The 14453-nt window shown below is 57.6% G+C and carries 12 protein-coding genes and 1 tRNA gene; 7 read left to right on the top strand and 6 right to left on the bottom strand.

Going from position 1 to position 14453, the window contains the following annotated elements; all coding sequences use genetic code 11:
* Nucleotides 1-26 precede the first annotated feature (26 nt).
* Entirely contained in the window at nt 27-1706 is a 1680-nt protein-coding gene (locus Q0802_RS06565; protein ID WP_298915335.1) for an iron ABC transporter permease, read from the top strand.
* A 47-nt stretch (nt 1707-1753) separates the two neighbouring features.
* Here Q0802_RS06565 and yghU read toward each other — a convergent pair whose 3' ends face one another.
* Nucleotides 1754-2629, bottom strand: coding sequence for a glutathione-dependent disulfide-bond oxidoreductase (gene yghU / locus Q0802_RS06560; protein ID WP_298915333.1), 876 nt, complete (start codon nt 2627-2629; stop codon nt 1754-1756).
* A gap of 64 nt (nt 2630-2693) precedes the next feature.
* Nucleotides 2694-3005: a hypothetical protein gene (locus Q0802_RS06555; RefSeq protein ID WP_298915330.1), complete on the bottom strand. Its 312-nt coding sequence runs from the start codon at nt 3003-3005 to the stop codon at nt 2694-2696.
* Here Q0802_RS06555 and Q0802_RS06550 point away from each other — a divergent pair.
* A complete protein-coding gene (locus Q0802_RS06550; RefSeq protein ID WP_298915327.1) occupies nt 2995-4677 on the top strand; it encodes a Na/Pi cotransporter family protein in 1683 nt (560 codons plus the stop codon). The genes Q0802_RS06555 and Q0802_RS06550 overlap by 11 nt on opposite strands.
* 90 nt (nt 4678-4767) lie before the next feature.
* Here the strand turns inward: Q0802_RS06550 and ykgO are convergent, their stop codons facing one another.
* Together ykgO and Q0802_RS06540 are read right to left on the bottom strand one after the other, a co-directional pair.
* Nucleotides 4768-4893, bottom strand: a complete 126-nt coding sequence (gene ykgO, locus Q0802_RS06545; RefSeq protein WP_005850168.1) for a type B 50S ribosomal protein L36 — start codon at nt 4891-4893, stop codon at nt 4768-4770.
* A gap of 77 nt (nt 4894-4970) precedes the next feature.
* Nucleotides 4971-5045 (bottom strand) — tRNA-Val (locus tag Q0802_RS06540).
* Between the two features lie 148 nt (nt 5046-5193).
* Here Q0802_RS06540 and Q0802_RS06535 point away from each other — a divergent pair.
* Nucleotides 5194-6054, top strand: coding sequence for an N-formylglutamate amidohydrolase (locus Q0802_RS06535; RefSeq protein WP_298915324.1), 861 nt, complete (start codon nt 5194-5196; stop codon nt 6052-6054).
* A gap of 1 nt (nt 6055) precedes the next feature.
* Here Q0802_RS06535 and Q0802_RS06530 read toward each other — a convergent pair whose 3' ends face one another.
* Together Q0802_RS06530 and pyrF are read right to left on the bottom strand one after the other, a co-directional pair.
* Complete coding sequence (locus Q0802_RS06530; protein ID WP_298915319.1) at nt 6056-7309, bottom strand: DNA polymerase IV; 1254 nt, start codon at nt 7307-7309, stop codon at nt 6056-6058.
* A 492-nt stretch (nt 7310-7801) separates the two neighbouring features.
* Complete coding sequence (gene pyrF, locus Q0802_RS06525) at nt 7802-8518, bottom strand: orotidine-5'-phosphate decarboxylase (protein ID WP_298915316.1); 717 nt, start codon at nt 8516-8518, stop codon at nt 7802-7804.
* Between the two features lie 578 nt (nt 8519-9096).
* Here pyrF and clpB point away from each other — a divergent pair.
* The 4 genes from clpB to msrQ all read left to right on the top strand — a co-directional run bounded on the left by clpB (nt 9097) and on the right by msrQ (nt 14066).
* A complete protein-coding gene (gene clpB, locus Q0802_RS06520) occupies nt 9097-11715 on the top strand; it encodes an ATP-dependent chaperone ClpB (protein ID WP_298915313.1) in 2619 nt (872 codons plus the stop codon).
* A 53-nt stretch (nt 11716-11768) separates the two neighbouring features.
* Complete coding sequence (locus Q0802_RS06515; RefSeq protein ID WP_298915310.1) at nt 11769-12419, top strand: HAD family phosphatase; 651 nt, start codon at nt 11769-11771, stop codon at nt 12417-12419.
* A gap of 111 nt (nt 12420-12530) precedes the next feature.
* Nucleotides 12531-13436, top strand: coding sequence for a protein-methionine-sulfoxide reductase catalytic subunit MsrP (gene msrP, locus Q0802_RS06510; protein WP_298915307.1), 906 nt, complete (start codon nt 12531-12533; stop codon nt 13434-13436).
* Between the two features lie 24 nt (nt 13437-13460).
* Nucleotides 13461-14066 carry a protein-methionine-sulfoxide reductase heme-binding subunit MsrQ gene (gene msrQ / locus Q0802_RS06505; protein ID WP_298915304.1) on the top strand — a complete coding sequence of 202 codons (606 nt, stop codon included), beginning with the start codon at nt 13461-13463 and terminating at the stop codon, nt 14064-14066.
* The last annotated feature ends 387 nt before the right edge of the window (nt 14067-14453 follow it).

Genomic DNA, 14453 nt, shown 5'->3' with positions numbered 1-14453 from the left:
TGACAAAAAGCGTCGAAAAAGACCTTATGTCAGACCTATCTTCCGTGACGCCCGCCCGAACAACGGGCCGAAAGCGCAGGCCCGGCGACGGATTGCGCGGGCTATCGTCCTGGGCTTCGTTGATCGCGGCGATCTGTCTCTTGCCGATGCTGGCTGTAGCCATCGCTGCTTTGAGCGGCGGCACGGACACCATATCGCACCTGATGGACACGGTGCTGCCACGCTATGCAGGCACCACCGCCACGCTGGTCATTCTGGTGGCTGCGGGCACGTTTGCCCTGGGGGTTGGGGCGGCGTGGTTGGTGACCATGACCCGCTTCCCGGGAGTTCGGTTTTTCGAGATCACATTGGTGCTGCCACTGGCTTTCCCGGCTTATGTGCTGGCCTATGCCTATACCCATGTGCTGGATCATCCCGGCATCGTACAAAGCACTTTGCGCGATCTGACCGGGTGGGGGCCGCGGGATTATTGGTTCCCGGAGGTGCGCTCTTTGGGTGGGGCCGCTGCAATGCTGGTTCTGGTGCTCTATCCTTACGTCTATCTTCTGGCGCGAGCTGCTTTTCTGCAGCAAAGTGCAACGACATTTCTGGCCGCCCGAGCCCTTGGCGCATCCGCCTGGGCCGCTTTTTTCAGGATCAGTCTGCCCCTTGCCCGCCCGGCCATCGCAGGAGGTGTTCTGTTGGCCGTCATGGAAACCATCGCTGATTTCGGAACAGTGGCCTATTTCGGGGTTCAGACGTTTGCGACCGGCATTTACACAAGCTGGTTCACGCTGGCAGATCGCGCCGGGGCGGCACAGCTCGCCCTTTGCCTTCTGAGTTTTGCGCTGCTGCTCGCGATGTTGGAGCGCGCGCAGCGGGGGCGGGCGAAATACCATGATACGGCGCGTCGCCAGCAGCCGATGGACGCTGCCCTCTTGCACGGGCCCAGGGCGATCCTGGCGATCGTCCTGTGCGGGATTCCGGTGCTTTTCGGCGCTGTCCTGCCGATAATCGTCTTGCTGAGCATGGGACTTGGATCAGAACAAAACCTGCTCAGTCCACGCTATCTGGGCTTCATTCAGAACTCGGTGACTTTGGCGGCAACAGCGGCTGTTGTTACAGTGGGTGCGGCGATCCTGGTCGGTTTTTATCAACGCGCGCGACCGGGTCGCAGATCACGGGCCGCTGCCTATGTGGCGCGTCTGGGATATGCCGTTCCCGGCGGGGTGATTGCCGTTGGGCTGATGGTGCCATTTGCCCTTTTTGACAATACGCTGGACGCATGGATGCGCAGCGCCTTCGATATCTCGACCGGGCTCCTGATCACCGGGTCCATCTGGTTGTTGGTCATGGCGTATATGGTGCGTTTTCTGGCCGCTGCCATGGGTGCTTATGAGGGCGGTCAGGCAATGGTGCCGGTCAACATGGATGCTGCCGCACGGTCTTTGGGACAGAGCGCCATGGGTACGTTGCGCCGGGTGCACCTGCCCATTTTGGCCCCTAGCTTGTTGACGGCGTTGTTGATCGTCTTCGTGGATGTGATGAAGGAGTTGCCCGCAACCCTGATCATGCGGCCTTTCAATTATGACACACTGGCTGTGCAGGCCTACCGGCTGGCCTCTGACGAGCGTCTGGAAGGTGCTGCCGTGCCCAGCCTGGTAATCGTCGCCATCGGTCTGCTGCCGGTGATCCTGATTTGCCGTCAGGTCGGGCGGCAGCGGTAACCCCGTGCCAGTCAGCACCTTTGGTGCTGACCGATCCGGCAAGCGGGTCAGGCGTTTTCGCCAATCTTGTCCTGGGTTCTGGTCTCAAAATCACTCGCGTCGTGACGCTCGTGCAATTGCATTTCGGGCTCGCCAAAGCTGCGGTTGACCATGCGGCCCCGCTGCACGGCCGGGCGCGCATCAATCGCCTTGGCCCATCTCAGGACGTGTCTGTAGCTCTCGACATCCAGAAATTCGGCAGCATCATAGAGCCTGCCGAGTACCAGTTGCCCATACCATGACCAGATCGCCATATCGGCTATGGTGTATTCCGATCCGGCAATGAAGTCGCGGGTCGCCAGTTGCCGGTCCAGCACGTCGAGTTGGCGCTTGGTCTCCATCGCGAAACGATTGATCGGGTACTCGAATTTCTCCGGCGCATATGCGTAGAAGTGGCCAAATCCGCCCCCGAGATAGGGCGCTGAGCCCATTTGCCAGAACAGCCAGGACAGGGTTTCCGCGCGCGTGGCAGGATCGGTTGGTATGAACTTCCCGAATTTCTCCGCCAGATGCAGCAGGATCGCACCGGATTCGAAGATGCGTTGGGGTGTGCTGCCCGACCGGTCCATCAGGGCAGGGATTTTGGAGTTTGGATTCACCTCGACAAATCCGCTGCCGAACTGATCTCCGTCGCCAATCTTGATCAGCCAGGCGTCATACTCGGCGTCCTTGATGCCTAGGGCGAGCAGCTCTTCAAGCAGGACCGTGACCTTGACGCCGTTGGGAGTGGCAAGGGAGTAGAGCTGAAATGGATGTTTGCCGACGGGAAGCTCCTTGTCATGTGTCGCACCTGCAATGGGGCGGTTGATGCTGGCAAACTGGCCGCCGTTCTCGGCGTCCCATGTCCAGATTTTCGGCGGGGTGTATTCAAGTGCTTTGGTCATGGAAGGCCTTTGTCAGCTAGGATTGAGAACTGCACTTATGCCGTTTGTCAGACAGTACAAGGTTTCACAAAACAAAGGCATGGCTGATCAAAACGTCAATGCCTTGCTTGAATTTTACCTTGAACGCAGGTGATTGAGAAATGCAGGCCGTGGCTTGTTTCATGGTGTCAGTGGCCATTTTACGACCTAAAGAATGGCGTGTTGCGGAAGTCCTTAGGCGTGCATGACGTTGATTGACCCTGCCTGCAAAGCCTGTCACCAAAAGGTCCTTAATGCCATCGCGCCGTAACCCGGCCATGCGTTTTTGTCTGTGGCTGGTTGGCCAGCCTTTCTGATCCGGACGCAAGAATGAACGAAAGTGCCCTATGCTGATCATCTCCTTTCTTGTCCAGTTGATGGGCGCAACCATGCTCTTGCTGTTTGCGGTCCGGATGGTCAGGACGGGCATAGAGCGCGCCTTTGGGGCCTCTTTCCAACGCGTCGTGACGCAAAACCGCAACCGGGCGAGCGCGGCGCTAGCCGGTCTGACGCTGGCCGTGATCCTGCAAAGTTCCGCAGCGGTTGCCTTGCTGGTTGCTGGGTTTTCATCCGCCGGGGCAATCTCCTTTGGTTCGGGGCTCGCCGTGGTTCTGGGCGCGGATTTGGGGTCCGCATTGCTTATTCAGGTCTTCTCGTTCGATCTGCAGTGGTTGGTGCCCGTCCTTCTTGCGGTTGGGGGCGGTTTGTTCATCAAATCCCAACAGCGCAAGCTCAAACAAGCCGGTCGTATCGTGCTGGGCATTGCCTTCATCCTGATTTCCCTGCGGTTTTTGCGAGAAACCATGGATCCGATCCGGGACAGTGCGTTTTTACCGGTTATCGCTGATTACTTGGCAACCGATTTCATCAGCGCTTTCGTGGTCGGCGCCTCGTTGGCCTTCCTGATGCACTCCAGCGTTGCCGTCATCTTGATGTGCGTCACGCTGGTATCGGTGGGGGCAATCCCGGTTGTCGCAGGGGTTTCATTGGTGCTGGGGGCAAATCTGGGCAGCGCGCTGATCCCGGTCTGGCTGACGCGCGGCATGGTCAATGCGGCACGTCGTGTTCCGGTTGCAAATCTTGCGCTGCGTGGGGCCGGGGCCTTCATCGTTCTATGCGCGGTCAACAAATTGGATCTGCTGCCCTACATCGGATCAATGACTTCGGCGCAGACGTTGATCAATGCCCATATCCTGTTCAACATGTTGCTTCTGACCTTGCTGATCTTTGCGAACCGTTTGGAAGCACCGATTGCGCGCCTCTTGCCCGATCCTGCCCCTTCGCTTGAAGAGCAATCGCCTTTCCACAGGTCGACGCTTGATGAAACGGTGCTGGACAAGCCACATCTGGCGATCGCAAATCTCAAGCGCGAAGTACTGCGCATGCTCCAACTGGTCGAGACCATGTTTGCGTCGATCATGGATGCCTATACAAAGTACGATCCCACTCAGGCCCGCGCGGTATTGTCAGAAGATGCCTATGTGAACGCAGCACTCGATGACGTTCGCCGTTATTCTGCTGCATTGCAGGGCAGTGCCTTGAGCAAGGCCGAGAACAAGCGCGTCCGTGAGTTGGCGGAATACGCAATCGCGATTGAAACCGCCGGCGATATCGTGGCCAAGAGGCTCATCCCGCTGGCAAAAGAGAAAGCTCAAAAGGGGATCAGATTTTCTGAGAGCGGTGCTGCGGAAATCCAGAGCATGCACGAGCAGGTCAAAGCCAATCTGCAACTGGCATCGAACCTTCTGGTCTCAGACGATCTGGAAAGTGCACGGCTGTTGCTAGAAGAAAAGCAGGAGATGGCCCGGATGGAGCGAAAAAGCCGTAAAAGACACCTCAAGCGGTTGAGCGAAGGTGTCCAGATCAGTTTTGATTCCAGCGACATACATCTCGAAACCGTCAGTTCTCTGCGGGATTTCAACAGCCATGTCGCCTCCGCAGCCTATCCACTCTTATATCGTGGTGGACAGCTTCTAGAGACACGGCTGATTGAGCAGGAATTCGAAGATATCGACGTGCGCCAAAGGTAATTAAATCCCCGATACGTGGGCATGTCCTAGCTACAAAGCAAAAAAACCGCCCCAAAAGGAGCGGCTTTTTCGAGTTGATCGCGCGGGTCTTCAGCCCTGGCGGGCTTTGAACCGGCGTTGCGTTTTGTTGATTACGTAAACGCGGCCTTTGCGACGCACAACACGGCAGTCGCGGTGCCGATTCTTGAGCGAGCGGAGCGAATTGCGAACCTTCATGGTCGGTCTCCTCATGTCGTGGCGCGGGCCAGCGCCGGGTTGCGGGCGATCCGGAAAATCCGGACCAGTTCATCAGGTGGTGGGCGATACTGGGATCGAACCAGTGACCCCTTCGATGTCAACGAAGTGCTCTACCGCTGAGCTAATCACCCCCTATATCACACGATTTCCGTTGCCCCGAATAAAAATGGGGCGCGAAAAACGCGCCGGTAGCGGGGTCTTTAAAAGGAGTCGCGGCCAAGATCAAGGGCTTTCGGCCATTGTATTTTATGGGTTATGGTCTGACCAAGAGGAACCCCTATGCTGAAGCCGGCTTTTGAAGTTTTTTATCCCCAAAGCAACCAGTCTTGCGTGGTGTTTGCGTCACCTCACAGCGGGCGTCATTATCCTGCATCGCTTTTACGGGCCACGGTGCTGGATGATAAGGCGATCCGGTCGTCTGAAGACGCATTTGTAGATCAACTATTCGAATCCGCGCCGCAGTTCGGTGCAAGCTTTCTCAAGGCGCGCGCCCCGCGTGCGTTTGTTGACCTGAACCGCAGCAGTGATGAGCTTGATCCGGCGCTCATCGTTGGCGTGCGTCGACGCGGTCACAATCCCCGTGTTGCCTCGGGTCTGGGTGTGATCCCGCGCGTGGTCGCGAATGGTCGGGCGATCTACCGGGGCAAGCTGAGCATTCTCGAAGCGAATCAACGGCTCGCTGACTACTGGCATCCCTATCATGAGATGTTGCAAAGCTTGCTGGACCGCGCTGTCACTCATCATGGTCAGGCTGTCTTGATAGATTGCCACTCCATGCCGCACGAGGCGTTGCAGGGCATTGCCCGGACGGGTGCCAAATGCCCCGAAGTTGTGCTGGGAGACCGGTTCGGCGCAGCGGCCGCTGGCGATGTGGTCGACCGTGTGGAGATGGCCTTTCGCGATGCGGGTTTCGCCGTGACCCGCAATGCCCCCTTTGCCGGGGCCTATGTGACCCAGGCTTACGGTCGTCCCTCGCGCGGCCAGCATGCCGTGCAGGTTGAAATTGATCGCGCCATTTACATGGACGAAAAGCAGATCAAGCCCTCCGAGCATTTTGCCGATGTGCAGCGTGCTTTGCGGTCTGTCATTGCCGAGATTGCGCAAATTGGTCAGGAGCGCAGGCCGCTGGCGGCTGAATAACCTACCTGAGCGCGCGGCCTTTCAGGATAGCCTCAGGGCCAAAGCGGGCGCGAATTTCGTCTGTTGCCCGCTCAGCTTGAACCCTTTGCGTGGCATCCTGATCCAGCAGATCACCGGATCTGTCGGCACCAGCCGCATCAACGAGGTCGGAAAGGCCACAACCCAACAACCGGTATGGCCCTTGATCTCCAAGCTGGTCAAACAACGCACGCGCTGTTCTGTAAATGGTGTCGGCCAGTTGCGTTGCATCCCGTAAGCTGAGCCGCCTTGAAATCAACGAGTGGTCAGCGCGTTTCAGCTTGAGGGTGACCACCCGCCCGGCAATATCCTTTGCCTTGGCGCGATCCGATACTTTTTCGGCCATGCGCCACAGGTGTCCATCAAGCAACTCCGGATCGCTGGTATCTTCAAAAAATGTGGTCTCGTTGGAGATGGATTTTACAGGTGTGTGGGCAGATATGCGACGGCGGTCCTGTCCACGTGCAAGATGCCACAAGCGGTCGCCCATGGATCCGAAACGCGCGATGAGGTCAGTGCGCTCCCACCGCAAGAGGTCCGAGAAAGTCCGAATACCTGCCTTTTCAAAACCGGCCTGTGCTGCCGGGCCGACACCCCAGATCAAACGTACCGGTTTATGACGCAGAAAACTCTCCGTCTCCGCCTTGCCGATCACTGAAAAGCCGTGCGGTTTGTCGAGATCTGATGCCACCTTCGCCAGAAACTTGTTGTGTGACAGGCCAATGGAACCGGTCAGACCCAATTCGGTGCGCATCCGCCGGATCAGACGGGCCAGCATCACAGCGGGCGGGGCACCATGCAGCCGCTCGGTGCCCGAAAGGTCCATGAAAGCCTCATCCAGAGACAGCGGCTCAATGTCCGGGGTCAGTTCTTCCATCATTGCGCGAATGGCGCGCGACGCTTCCACATAGGCGCTCATTCGGGGTTTGATGATAACGGCTTCGGGGCAAAGCTTAAGGGCCTGAAACATCGGCATAGCTGACTTTACACCGCGGATACGGGCGACATAGCAGGCCGTAGACACGACACCGCGGCGTCCGCCACCGATGATGACCGGCTTGCCTTCGAGGCTTGGGTCATCCCGCTTTTCAACCGATGCGTAAAAGGCATCGCAATCCATATGGGCGATCGACAAGGCGAAAAGCTCAGGGTGCGTGATGATGCGGGGACTGGCACAGGACGGGCACCGGCGCGCAGCATCGAATTCGGTCAGGCAATCGCGGCAAAGAGCAGGCATCTGCGAGGGCTTTTGAGTTGGTTGAGATATCTTGCGATCCTACGCCGTCCTGCTGCAAATGAACATGGGCTTCGGGGCTCCATTCCGTTTGGGCATGCGCCAAAGTCGTGGCTTCGGCACCATGTTCGACCTGCCATTTCAGGGAAAATGGAACGCAGATAGAGGCGTCTGTAAGTATCTATCTGTTCGTGGGAAGACGAGCGATGTATCCGCATCGAACCTGGGCCCTGTTTTGTGGCTGCGGACATGATGGGTACAGAAAAACCCCCCGCTGCATTAAGCGGGGGGAGGTAACGAACCTCAGGAAGACGCGGTTCGTTGGGGAGTATCACCTTACGTCAACTTACCACTTAAAGGCGAATGCGCCTAACCGCGAATGCCGAGGGCAAACAACATCCTGTATTCTGTTGTTTCCGGGACACAGTTTGTAGATTTCTCGACTTGTGTGCTGGTTATGTGATGTTGTGGATAACCTGGCTTTATTCTTCGAGTTCAGTGGTTTGGACTTAAGGCTTGCGGACTGTTGAGCTCTGCCAGAATGCGCATTGCCGCCGTGCGCGGATCGGAGGATTTCCATACCGGACGACCGACAACGATGTGATCTGCGCCATCAGCAATGGCGTTTGCCGGGGTTGCGACTCGTTTCTGGTCTCCCAGATCGGCACCTGCCGGACGCACGCCTGGCGTTACGATCAGACGGTTTCCAGCATCTGGCAGGGTGCGAATCATCGCCGCCTCACGAGGCGATGCAATGACACCATCCGCACCAGCCTCAAACGCCGCCTGGGCGCGGGCGGCGACCAATTCGGAGAGATCACCGGGACGCATCTGGCAAGCATCGAGATCGGTACGGTCAAGAGAGGTCAGAATGGTTACGGCCAGAATTTTTGTTTCCGACCCTGCTGCCCCTTCCTTGGCTGCGCGAACCACATGCGGGTCGCCGTGGACCGTCAGGAAATCGAGGTCGAACTGCGCTAAACCCCGCACCGCTGCCTCGACCGTTGCACCTATGTCGAAGAGCTTCATATCCAGAAAGATGCGCTTGCCATGCTCCTGTTTAAGTTCGTTGGCCAAAGCTAGGCCGCCGCCCGTCAGCATGCCCAGACCGATCTTGTAAAAACTGACGGCGTCGCCAAGTCTTTCCGCCAGTTGATGGCCCGCCAGCGCGTTTGGTACATCCAGCGCCACGATCAATCTGTCATCTGCCATGCTTTTCGCTCCCCTTGGCCTGACGCTTCCTTAGGGGCTGGATTGTCCCATGTCCATGTGCCCTGCAGTTGGATGTAAAAAGACCCGGAAGACATGCCGAGGCCATGTTCCGGGTCAGGTGGGTACTCGCGGTCGTTGGCGGTTCTGATCTTACCGTCCCGTTAACGTTCTTACGGCAAACAGAACCTTATTGATTTCGACCGCTCATGCGCCCGGTCAGCAGAAAATCGACCGGAACGCATGACTGGAACTGGCAGAACAAGCCAAATGGTTAAGCACTATTCGTAATCAGGCGCGTTGGAAGTGGAGTAATTTGCGCGTTTTGATGACGTATAGATAGGCATTGGAAAGGCTGGGGTAACGGGGAAAGGGCTGGTGAGGTTCCCATGAGAAACGGTTTTGATCTGGATCAGCGAAAGGGTCAATTTTTGCGCCTAATCTGGTTGCGGGTGATCGAAGGCCGCGCCCCTCTTGAAGCGCGGTCTTGCGTCCCCCAAATAACATCCAAGGCCCTTTCCGCTGACGTGCCGCCAAGTCGGGCGCAGCATTACGGGGCGCTTTAGAAAAGGAGAAAACCCATGGACTTGACCAAGTTCACGGAACGGTCGCGCGGCTTCATTCAGGCTGCCCAGACGATCGCGACACGGGAAAGCCACCAGCGGCTGGCCCCCGAGCACATGTTGAAAGCGTTGTTGGATGATGATCAGGGATTGGCGAGCAACCTGATCTCTGCAGCTGGCGGCAAACCTGCCCAGGTGATGCAGTCGCTTGAATTGGCGCTCACCAAGATGCCGAAGGTCAGTGGTGACGCCGCTCAGGTATATCTCGACAACGCAACACAGAAAGTTCTTGTCGAAGCGGAAGCCTTGGCCAAAAAGGCGGGTGACAGTTTTGTGCCGGTAGAACGGCTGCTTATGGCGCTCTGTATGGTGAAATCGGGTGCGAAATCTGCGCTTGATGCGGGGGGTGTGACCGCTCAGGCCCTGAATTCCGCAATCAATGATGTTCGCAAGGGACGCAAGGCTGATACGGCAACCGCAGAGGAGGGGTATGATGCGTTGAAGAAATATGCGTTGGATCTGACCGAGCGGGCAAAAGAGGGCAAGATTGACCCGATCATTGGCCGTGACGAGGAAATCCGCCGCGCCATGCAGGTGTTGTCGCGGCGCACCAAGAACAACCCGGTGCTGATTGGTGAGCCGGGTGTGGGTAAAACCGCGATTGCCGAAGGGTTGGCCCTGCGTATCATCAATGGTGATGTGCCCGAAAGCCTACGCAACAAGAAGCTTCTGGCGCTTGATATGGGCGCGCTGATCGCCGGCGCGAAATATCGCGGTGAGTTCGAGGAGCGCCTCAAAGCTGTGCTGACTGAAGTGACGGAAGCTGCCGGCGAGATCATCCTTTTCATCGACGAGATGCACACTCTGGTGGGTGCCGGCAAAGCCGATGGTGCGATGGATGCGGCGAACCTGATCAAACCCGCCCTTGCGCGCGGTGAGCTGCATTGCGTGGGCGCTACAACGCTGGATGAATACCGCAAATATGTGGAGAAGGACGCGGCCCTTGCGCGCCGTTTCCAGCCGGTGATGATCCTGGAGCCGACGGTGGAGGATACGGTCAGCATTCTGCGGGGTATTAAAGAGAAATACGAGTTGCACCACGGGGTGCGGATATCGGATTCTGCGCTGGTGGCGGCCTCGACGCTGAGCCATCGCTATATCACCGACCGGTTCCTGCCGGACAAGGCCATTGACCTTGTGGATGAGGCGGCGAGCCGGTTGCGCATGGAAGTGGACAGCAAGCCCGAAGAACTGGACGCGCTGGACCGCCAGATATTGCAGATGCAGATCGAGGCCGAAGCCCTGCGGCTGGAAGATGACAGTGCCAGCAAGGACCGTCTGGAAACGCTGGAGAAGGACCTTGCCGATTTGCAGGAACGCAGTGACGGCATGACTGCGCAGTGGCAAGCAGAACGCGACAAGCTGTCCAGCGCGCGGGATCTGAAGGAAAAGCTGGATCATGCCCGGGCCGAGCTGGAGATCGCCAAGCGCGAGGGCAATCTGGCCAAGGCCGGGGAGCTGTCCTACGGGGTGATCCCGCAGATCGAAAAGCAGTTGCAGGATGCCGAAGGGCGCGACGAGGGCGACATGATGGTCGAAGAAGCCGTGCGGCCCGAACAGATCGCCAGTGTGGTAGAACGCTGGACGGGTATTCCGGCGGGCAAAATGCTGGAAGGCGAACGCGACAAGCTGTTGCGCATGGAAGATCAACTGCACAAGCGGGTGATCGGGCAGGCTACAGCCGTGCGTGCCGTTGCCAATGCGGTGCGCCGCGCGCGGGCTGGTCTGAATGACGAAAACCGCCCGCTGGGCTCGTTCCTCTTTCTGGGGCCAACCGGTGTGGGCAAGACCGAGCTGACCAAGGCTGTGGCGGAATTCCTTTTCGACGATGACAACGCGATGGTGCGCATTGATATGTCGGAGTATATGGAGAAACACAGCGTTGCCCGTCTGATCGGTGCCCCTCCGGGTTATGTTGGATATGATGAGGGCGGCGCGCTGACGGAAAGCGTGCGCCGGCGTCCCTATCAGGTCGTGCTGTTTGATGAGGTCGAAAAGGCGCACCCGGATGTTTTCAACGTGCTCTTGCAGGTGCTTGACGATGGGGTGCTGACCGATGGTCAGGGCCGGACGGTGGATTTCAAGCAGACGCTGATCATCCTGACATCGAACCTCGGGGCGCAAAGCCTCAGCCGCTTGCCCGATGGTGCGGATGCCTCTGACGCCAAGCGGGACGTGATGGATGCGGTGCGCGCGCATTTCCGGCCGGAATTTCTGAACCGGCTGGATGAAACCATCATCTTCGACCGGTTGGGCCGCGAGGACATGGACGGCATTGTCGATATCCAGCTGGCGCGGCTTCTCAAGAGGCTCGCGGCGCGGAAAATCACGCTCGATCTGGATGACGGTGCGCGCAAATGGCTGGCTGATGAGGGCTATGATCCGGTGTTTGGCGCGCGGCCGCTCAAACGGGTGATCCAGCGAGCCTTGCAGGATCCCCTGGCCGAAATGCTTTTGGCGAGCGATGTGAAGGACGGCGACACGCTGGTCATATCAGCAGGCAGTGAAGGGCTGATCATCGGAGACCGTGTTACCGCGACCAACAGACCCAAACCGGATGATGCCGTCATCCATTGACGCCGCTTTGGAAATAACGTCAGAAAGGCCGGGCATATGACCCGGCCTTTTTCATGATCCTCCCCCCCGACATGGTGATATTCGACTGCGACGGCGTTCTCGTTGACAGTGAACCGCTGACCAATGTGGTCATGCGTAATAATTTGGCACGTCATGGGCTGGATATTTCCCTCGACCGGATAACCGAACTATTTGTTGGCGGCACCATGATGGGCGTGATGCAAAAAAGCCGGGAACTGGGTGCAGACCTGCCGGAGGACTGGCTGGACGCGATTTACGCGGAAATGTTTGATGTGCTTGCCCAAGAGGTTGAACTGATACCGGATATCAAAGCGGTGTTGGATGCGTTGGATGCAGCAGGTATCCTGTATTCGGTGGGCTCAAACGGACCGCACCGCAAGATGGAGATCACACTGACCCGCACGGGCTTGATGGACCGTTTCAGGGGCAGGATCGTATCGCGCGAAGATGTAGCAACGCCCAAACCGGCCCCGGACGTGTACCTGAAAGCGGCGCGCGATGCCGGTATCGCCGTGGATCGTTGCGTGGTTGTGGATGACAGCCCCAGCGGCGCACGCGCCGGACAGGCTGCCGGGATGATCACGTTTGGCTATGTCGCCCAGAGTGATAGGGGGCGCATGACACCCGTTTGCGACCGGCTTTTTACCTCCATGAAAGACTTGCCCGGTATGCTTGGCCTGTGAGCGGGCGCGGCAAACGTTACAGTTTCCTGTCTCATTCGTGACTCGAATTGGTTTGGTGCTGCGCGTACTACTCTCTACATGAAGCGCAACGCGATCACGCAGGAGTAACAAATGGCACACCGTTGGACCAATACGCTGACCCGCGATGACGTCACCCCTGAACGCCTGTTTCTGAACCGTCGTCAGGTGATGGCGGGGGCTGCGGCAGGCGTCGGGATGGCTGGTCTGGGTACACAGGCCGCGGCTGAGGAAGCGTTGGAGCCCAACTCCTGGGAAGACATCACGGAATATAACAACTTCTACGAATTCGGCACCGGCAAAGGCGACCCGGCGGCCTATGCCGAGGCGCTGACGACCGATCCCTGGACAGTGACCATCGACGGGCTGGTGGATAGACCCGGCGATTACGATTTCAAGGACATCATGGCGCGGATGACGGTCGAAGAGCGCATCTACCGGTTCCGCTGTGTTGAAGCCTGGTCCATGGTGATCCCCTGGAATGGTTTTGAACTGGCGGATTTGCTGGAGATGGCAGGGGTGAAGGCCGAGGCGAAGTTCGTCCGCTTCGAGACACTCTACCGGCCCGAAGAAATGCGGGGCCAGAAATACCGCACCATCGACTGGCCCTATGTGGAGGGTCTGCGTCTGGATGAGGCTCTGCACCCGTTGACGATCATGGCCACGGGGATTTACGGCAAGACCATTCCCAACCAGAATGGTGCACCCATGCGGCTTGTGGTGCCGTGGAAATATGGTTTCAAGTCGATCAAGTCGATTGTGAAGATCACCCTGACCGATGAAGAGCCGATCAATACCTGGAAAGCCCTTCAGGCCAGCGAATACGGGTTTTATGCCAATGTGAACCCGGAGGTCGATCACCCACGCTGGTCCCAGGCGTCCGAGCGCAAGATCGGCGGTGGGCTGTTTTCGCCGCGCGTGCCGACCCTGAAGTTCAACGGGTACGAAGAAGAAGTTGCCAGCCTCTACGAAGGCATGGATCTGCGAGCCAACTTTTAACTTCTCTTGTGTTAGAGTGCCCCTATGACTGTCGTTGACTGGATAAATACATTCGCGCGCCGGATACCCGTCTGGGCGGTCTATGTGCTATATCTGTTGCCGGTGCCATATCTGTTGTATCTTGCGCAAACCGGCGGTCTGGGACGTGAGCCGATCAAGGCGCTTGAGCACGAGCTTGGCGAGATTGCCCTGCAACTGCTGATCATCGGGCTGACGATCACGCCATTGCGCCGTTGGCTCGGCCTGAACCTGTTGAAATTTCGACGAGCGTTTGGGCTTCTTGCCTTTAGTTATGTCGCGTTGCACTTGCTGGTTTGGTTGGTGCTCGATGTCGGGATCATCAGTCAAATCTGGACCGATATTGTCAAACGGCCCTACATCACCATCGGCATGGCGGCCTTTCTGTTGCTTCTGCCTTTGGCGGCGACCTCGAACAACCTTTCCGTACGCAAGCTTGGGACCAGATGGCGCAAGCTTCACCGTCTCTCATATGTGGCGGTATTTCTGGGTGGATCGCATTACCTGATGCTGACCAAAACCTGGTCGGTAGAGCCGATGGTTTACATGGCGGTCATCGTTGGTCTCTTGGTACTGCGACTTCCCGCGGCGCGCCGCAAACAAGCTGTCTGACAAGACTTTGCTTCTCGGTCAGCGTGCCAAGAGGTGCTTCTTGGGCCTGATGGGACGCAGAGGGACCGGGCGTTGCTTTGGAAGTCCTGGGGCCTGCATATCGAAGGGTTGAGTCGGCCTTTTAAGGGGCGGAGACTCAAGGTGACTTGGGGTCGTGTATTTGCCTAACGCTATATATAGCGATTGATCGTCTAGCCTTTATACAAGATCAACGAAATAGAGTTGCGAATGACGCATGTTTTGAGGAACTTTTGCCAAGCAACCCGCTGAATTCAGGGCACAATAAAGAAACATGAAAAAAAAATGACGTTTTCCGAAAAAAGGGGTTGCGGGTGGGTTGGAGTAACCTTAGAACCCCCCTCACCGGCGACGCAGCGATGCATTGTT

Origin of the sequence: uncultured Roseobacter sp., from assembly GCF_947495275.1 — a bacterium.
In the GTDB taxonomy this organism is placed as follows: Bacteria; Pseudomonadota; Alphaproteobacteria; order Rhodobacterales; family Rhodobacteraceae; genus Roseobacter.
Note: the sequence above shows the minus strand (reverse complement) of the source record. Positions and strands in the feature narration are given on the sequence as shown.

Excerpts from the sequence above, each read along its gene's own strand:
- Q0802_RS06565 (WP_298915335.1), top strand. The coding sequence starts at position 27 with ATGTCAGACCTATCTTCCGTGACGCCCGCCCGAACAACGGGCCGAAAG.
- yghU (WP_298915333.1), bottom strand. The coding sequence starts at position 2,629 with ATGACCAAAGCACTTGAATACACCCCGCCGAAAATCTGGACATGGGAC.
- Q0802_RS06550 (WP_298915327.1), top strand. The coding sequence starts at position 2,995 with ATGCTGATCATCTCCTTTCTTGTCCAGTTGATGGGCGCAACCATGCTC.
- Q0802_RS06555 (WP_298915330.1), bottom strand. The coding sequence starts at position 3,005 with ATGATCAGCATAGGGCACTTTCGTTCATTCTTGCGTCCGGATCAGAAA.
- ykgO (WP_005850168.1), bottom strand. The coding sequence starts at position 4,893 with ATGAAGGTTCGCAATTCGCTCCGCTCGCTCAAGAATCGGCACCGCGAC.
- Q0802_RS06535 (WP_298915324.1), top strand. The coding sequence starts at position 5,194 with ATGCTGAAGCCGGCTTTTGAAGTTTTTTATCCCCAAAGCAACCAGTCT.
- Q0802_RS06530 (WP_298915319.1), bottom strand. The coding sequence starts at position 7,309 with ATGCCTGCTCTTTGCCGCGATTGCCTGACCGAATTCGATGCTGCGCGC.
- pyrF (WP_298915316.1), bottom strand. The coding sequence starts at position 8,518 with ATGGCAGATGACAGATTGATCGTGGCGCTGGATGTACCAAACGCGCTG.
- clpB (WP_298915313.1), top strand. The coding sequence starts at position 9,097 with ATGGACTTGACCAAGTTCACGGAACGGTCGCGCGGCTTCATTCAGGCT.
- Q0802_RS06515 (WP_298915310.1), top strand. The coding sequence starts at position 11,769 with ATGATCCTCCCCCCCGACATGGTGATATTCGACTGCGACGGCGTTCTC.
- msrP (WP_298915307.1), top strand. The coding sequence starts at position 12,531 with ATGGCACACCGTTGGACCAATACGCTGACCCGCGATGACGTCACCCCT.
- msrQ (WP_298915304.1), top strand. The coding sequence starts at position 13,461 with ATGACTGTCGTTGACTGGATAAATACATTCGCGCGCCGGATACCCGTC.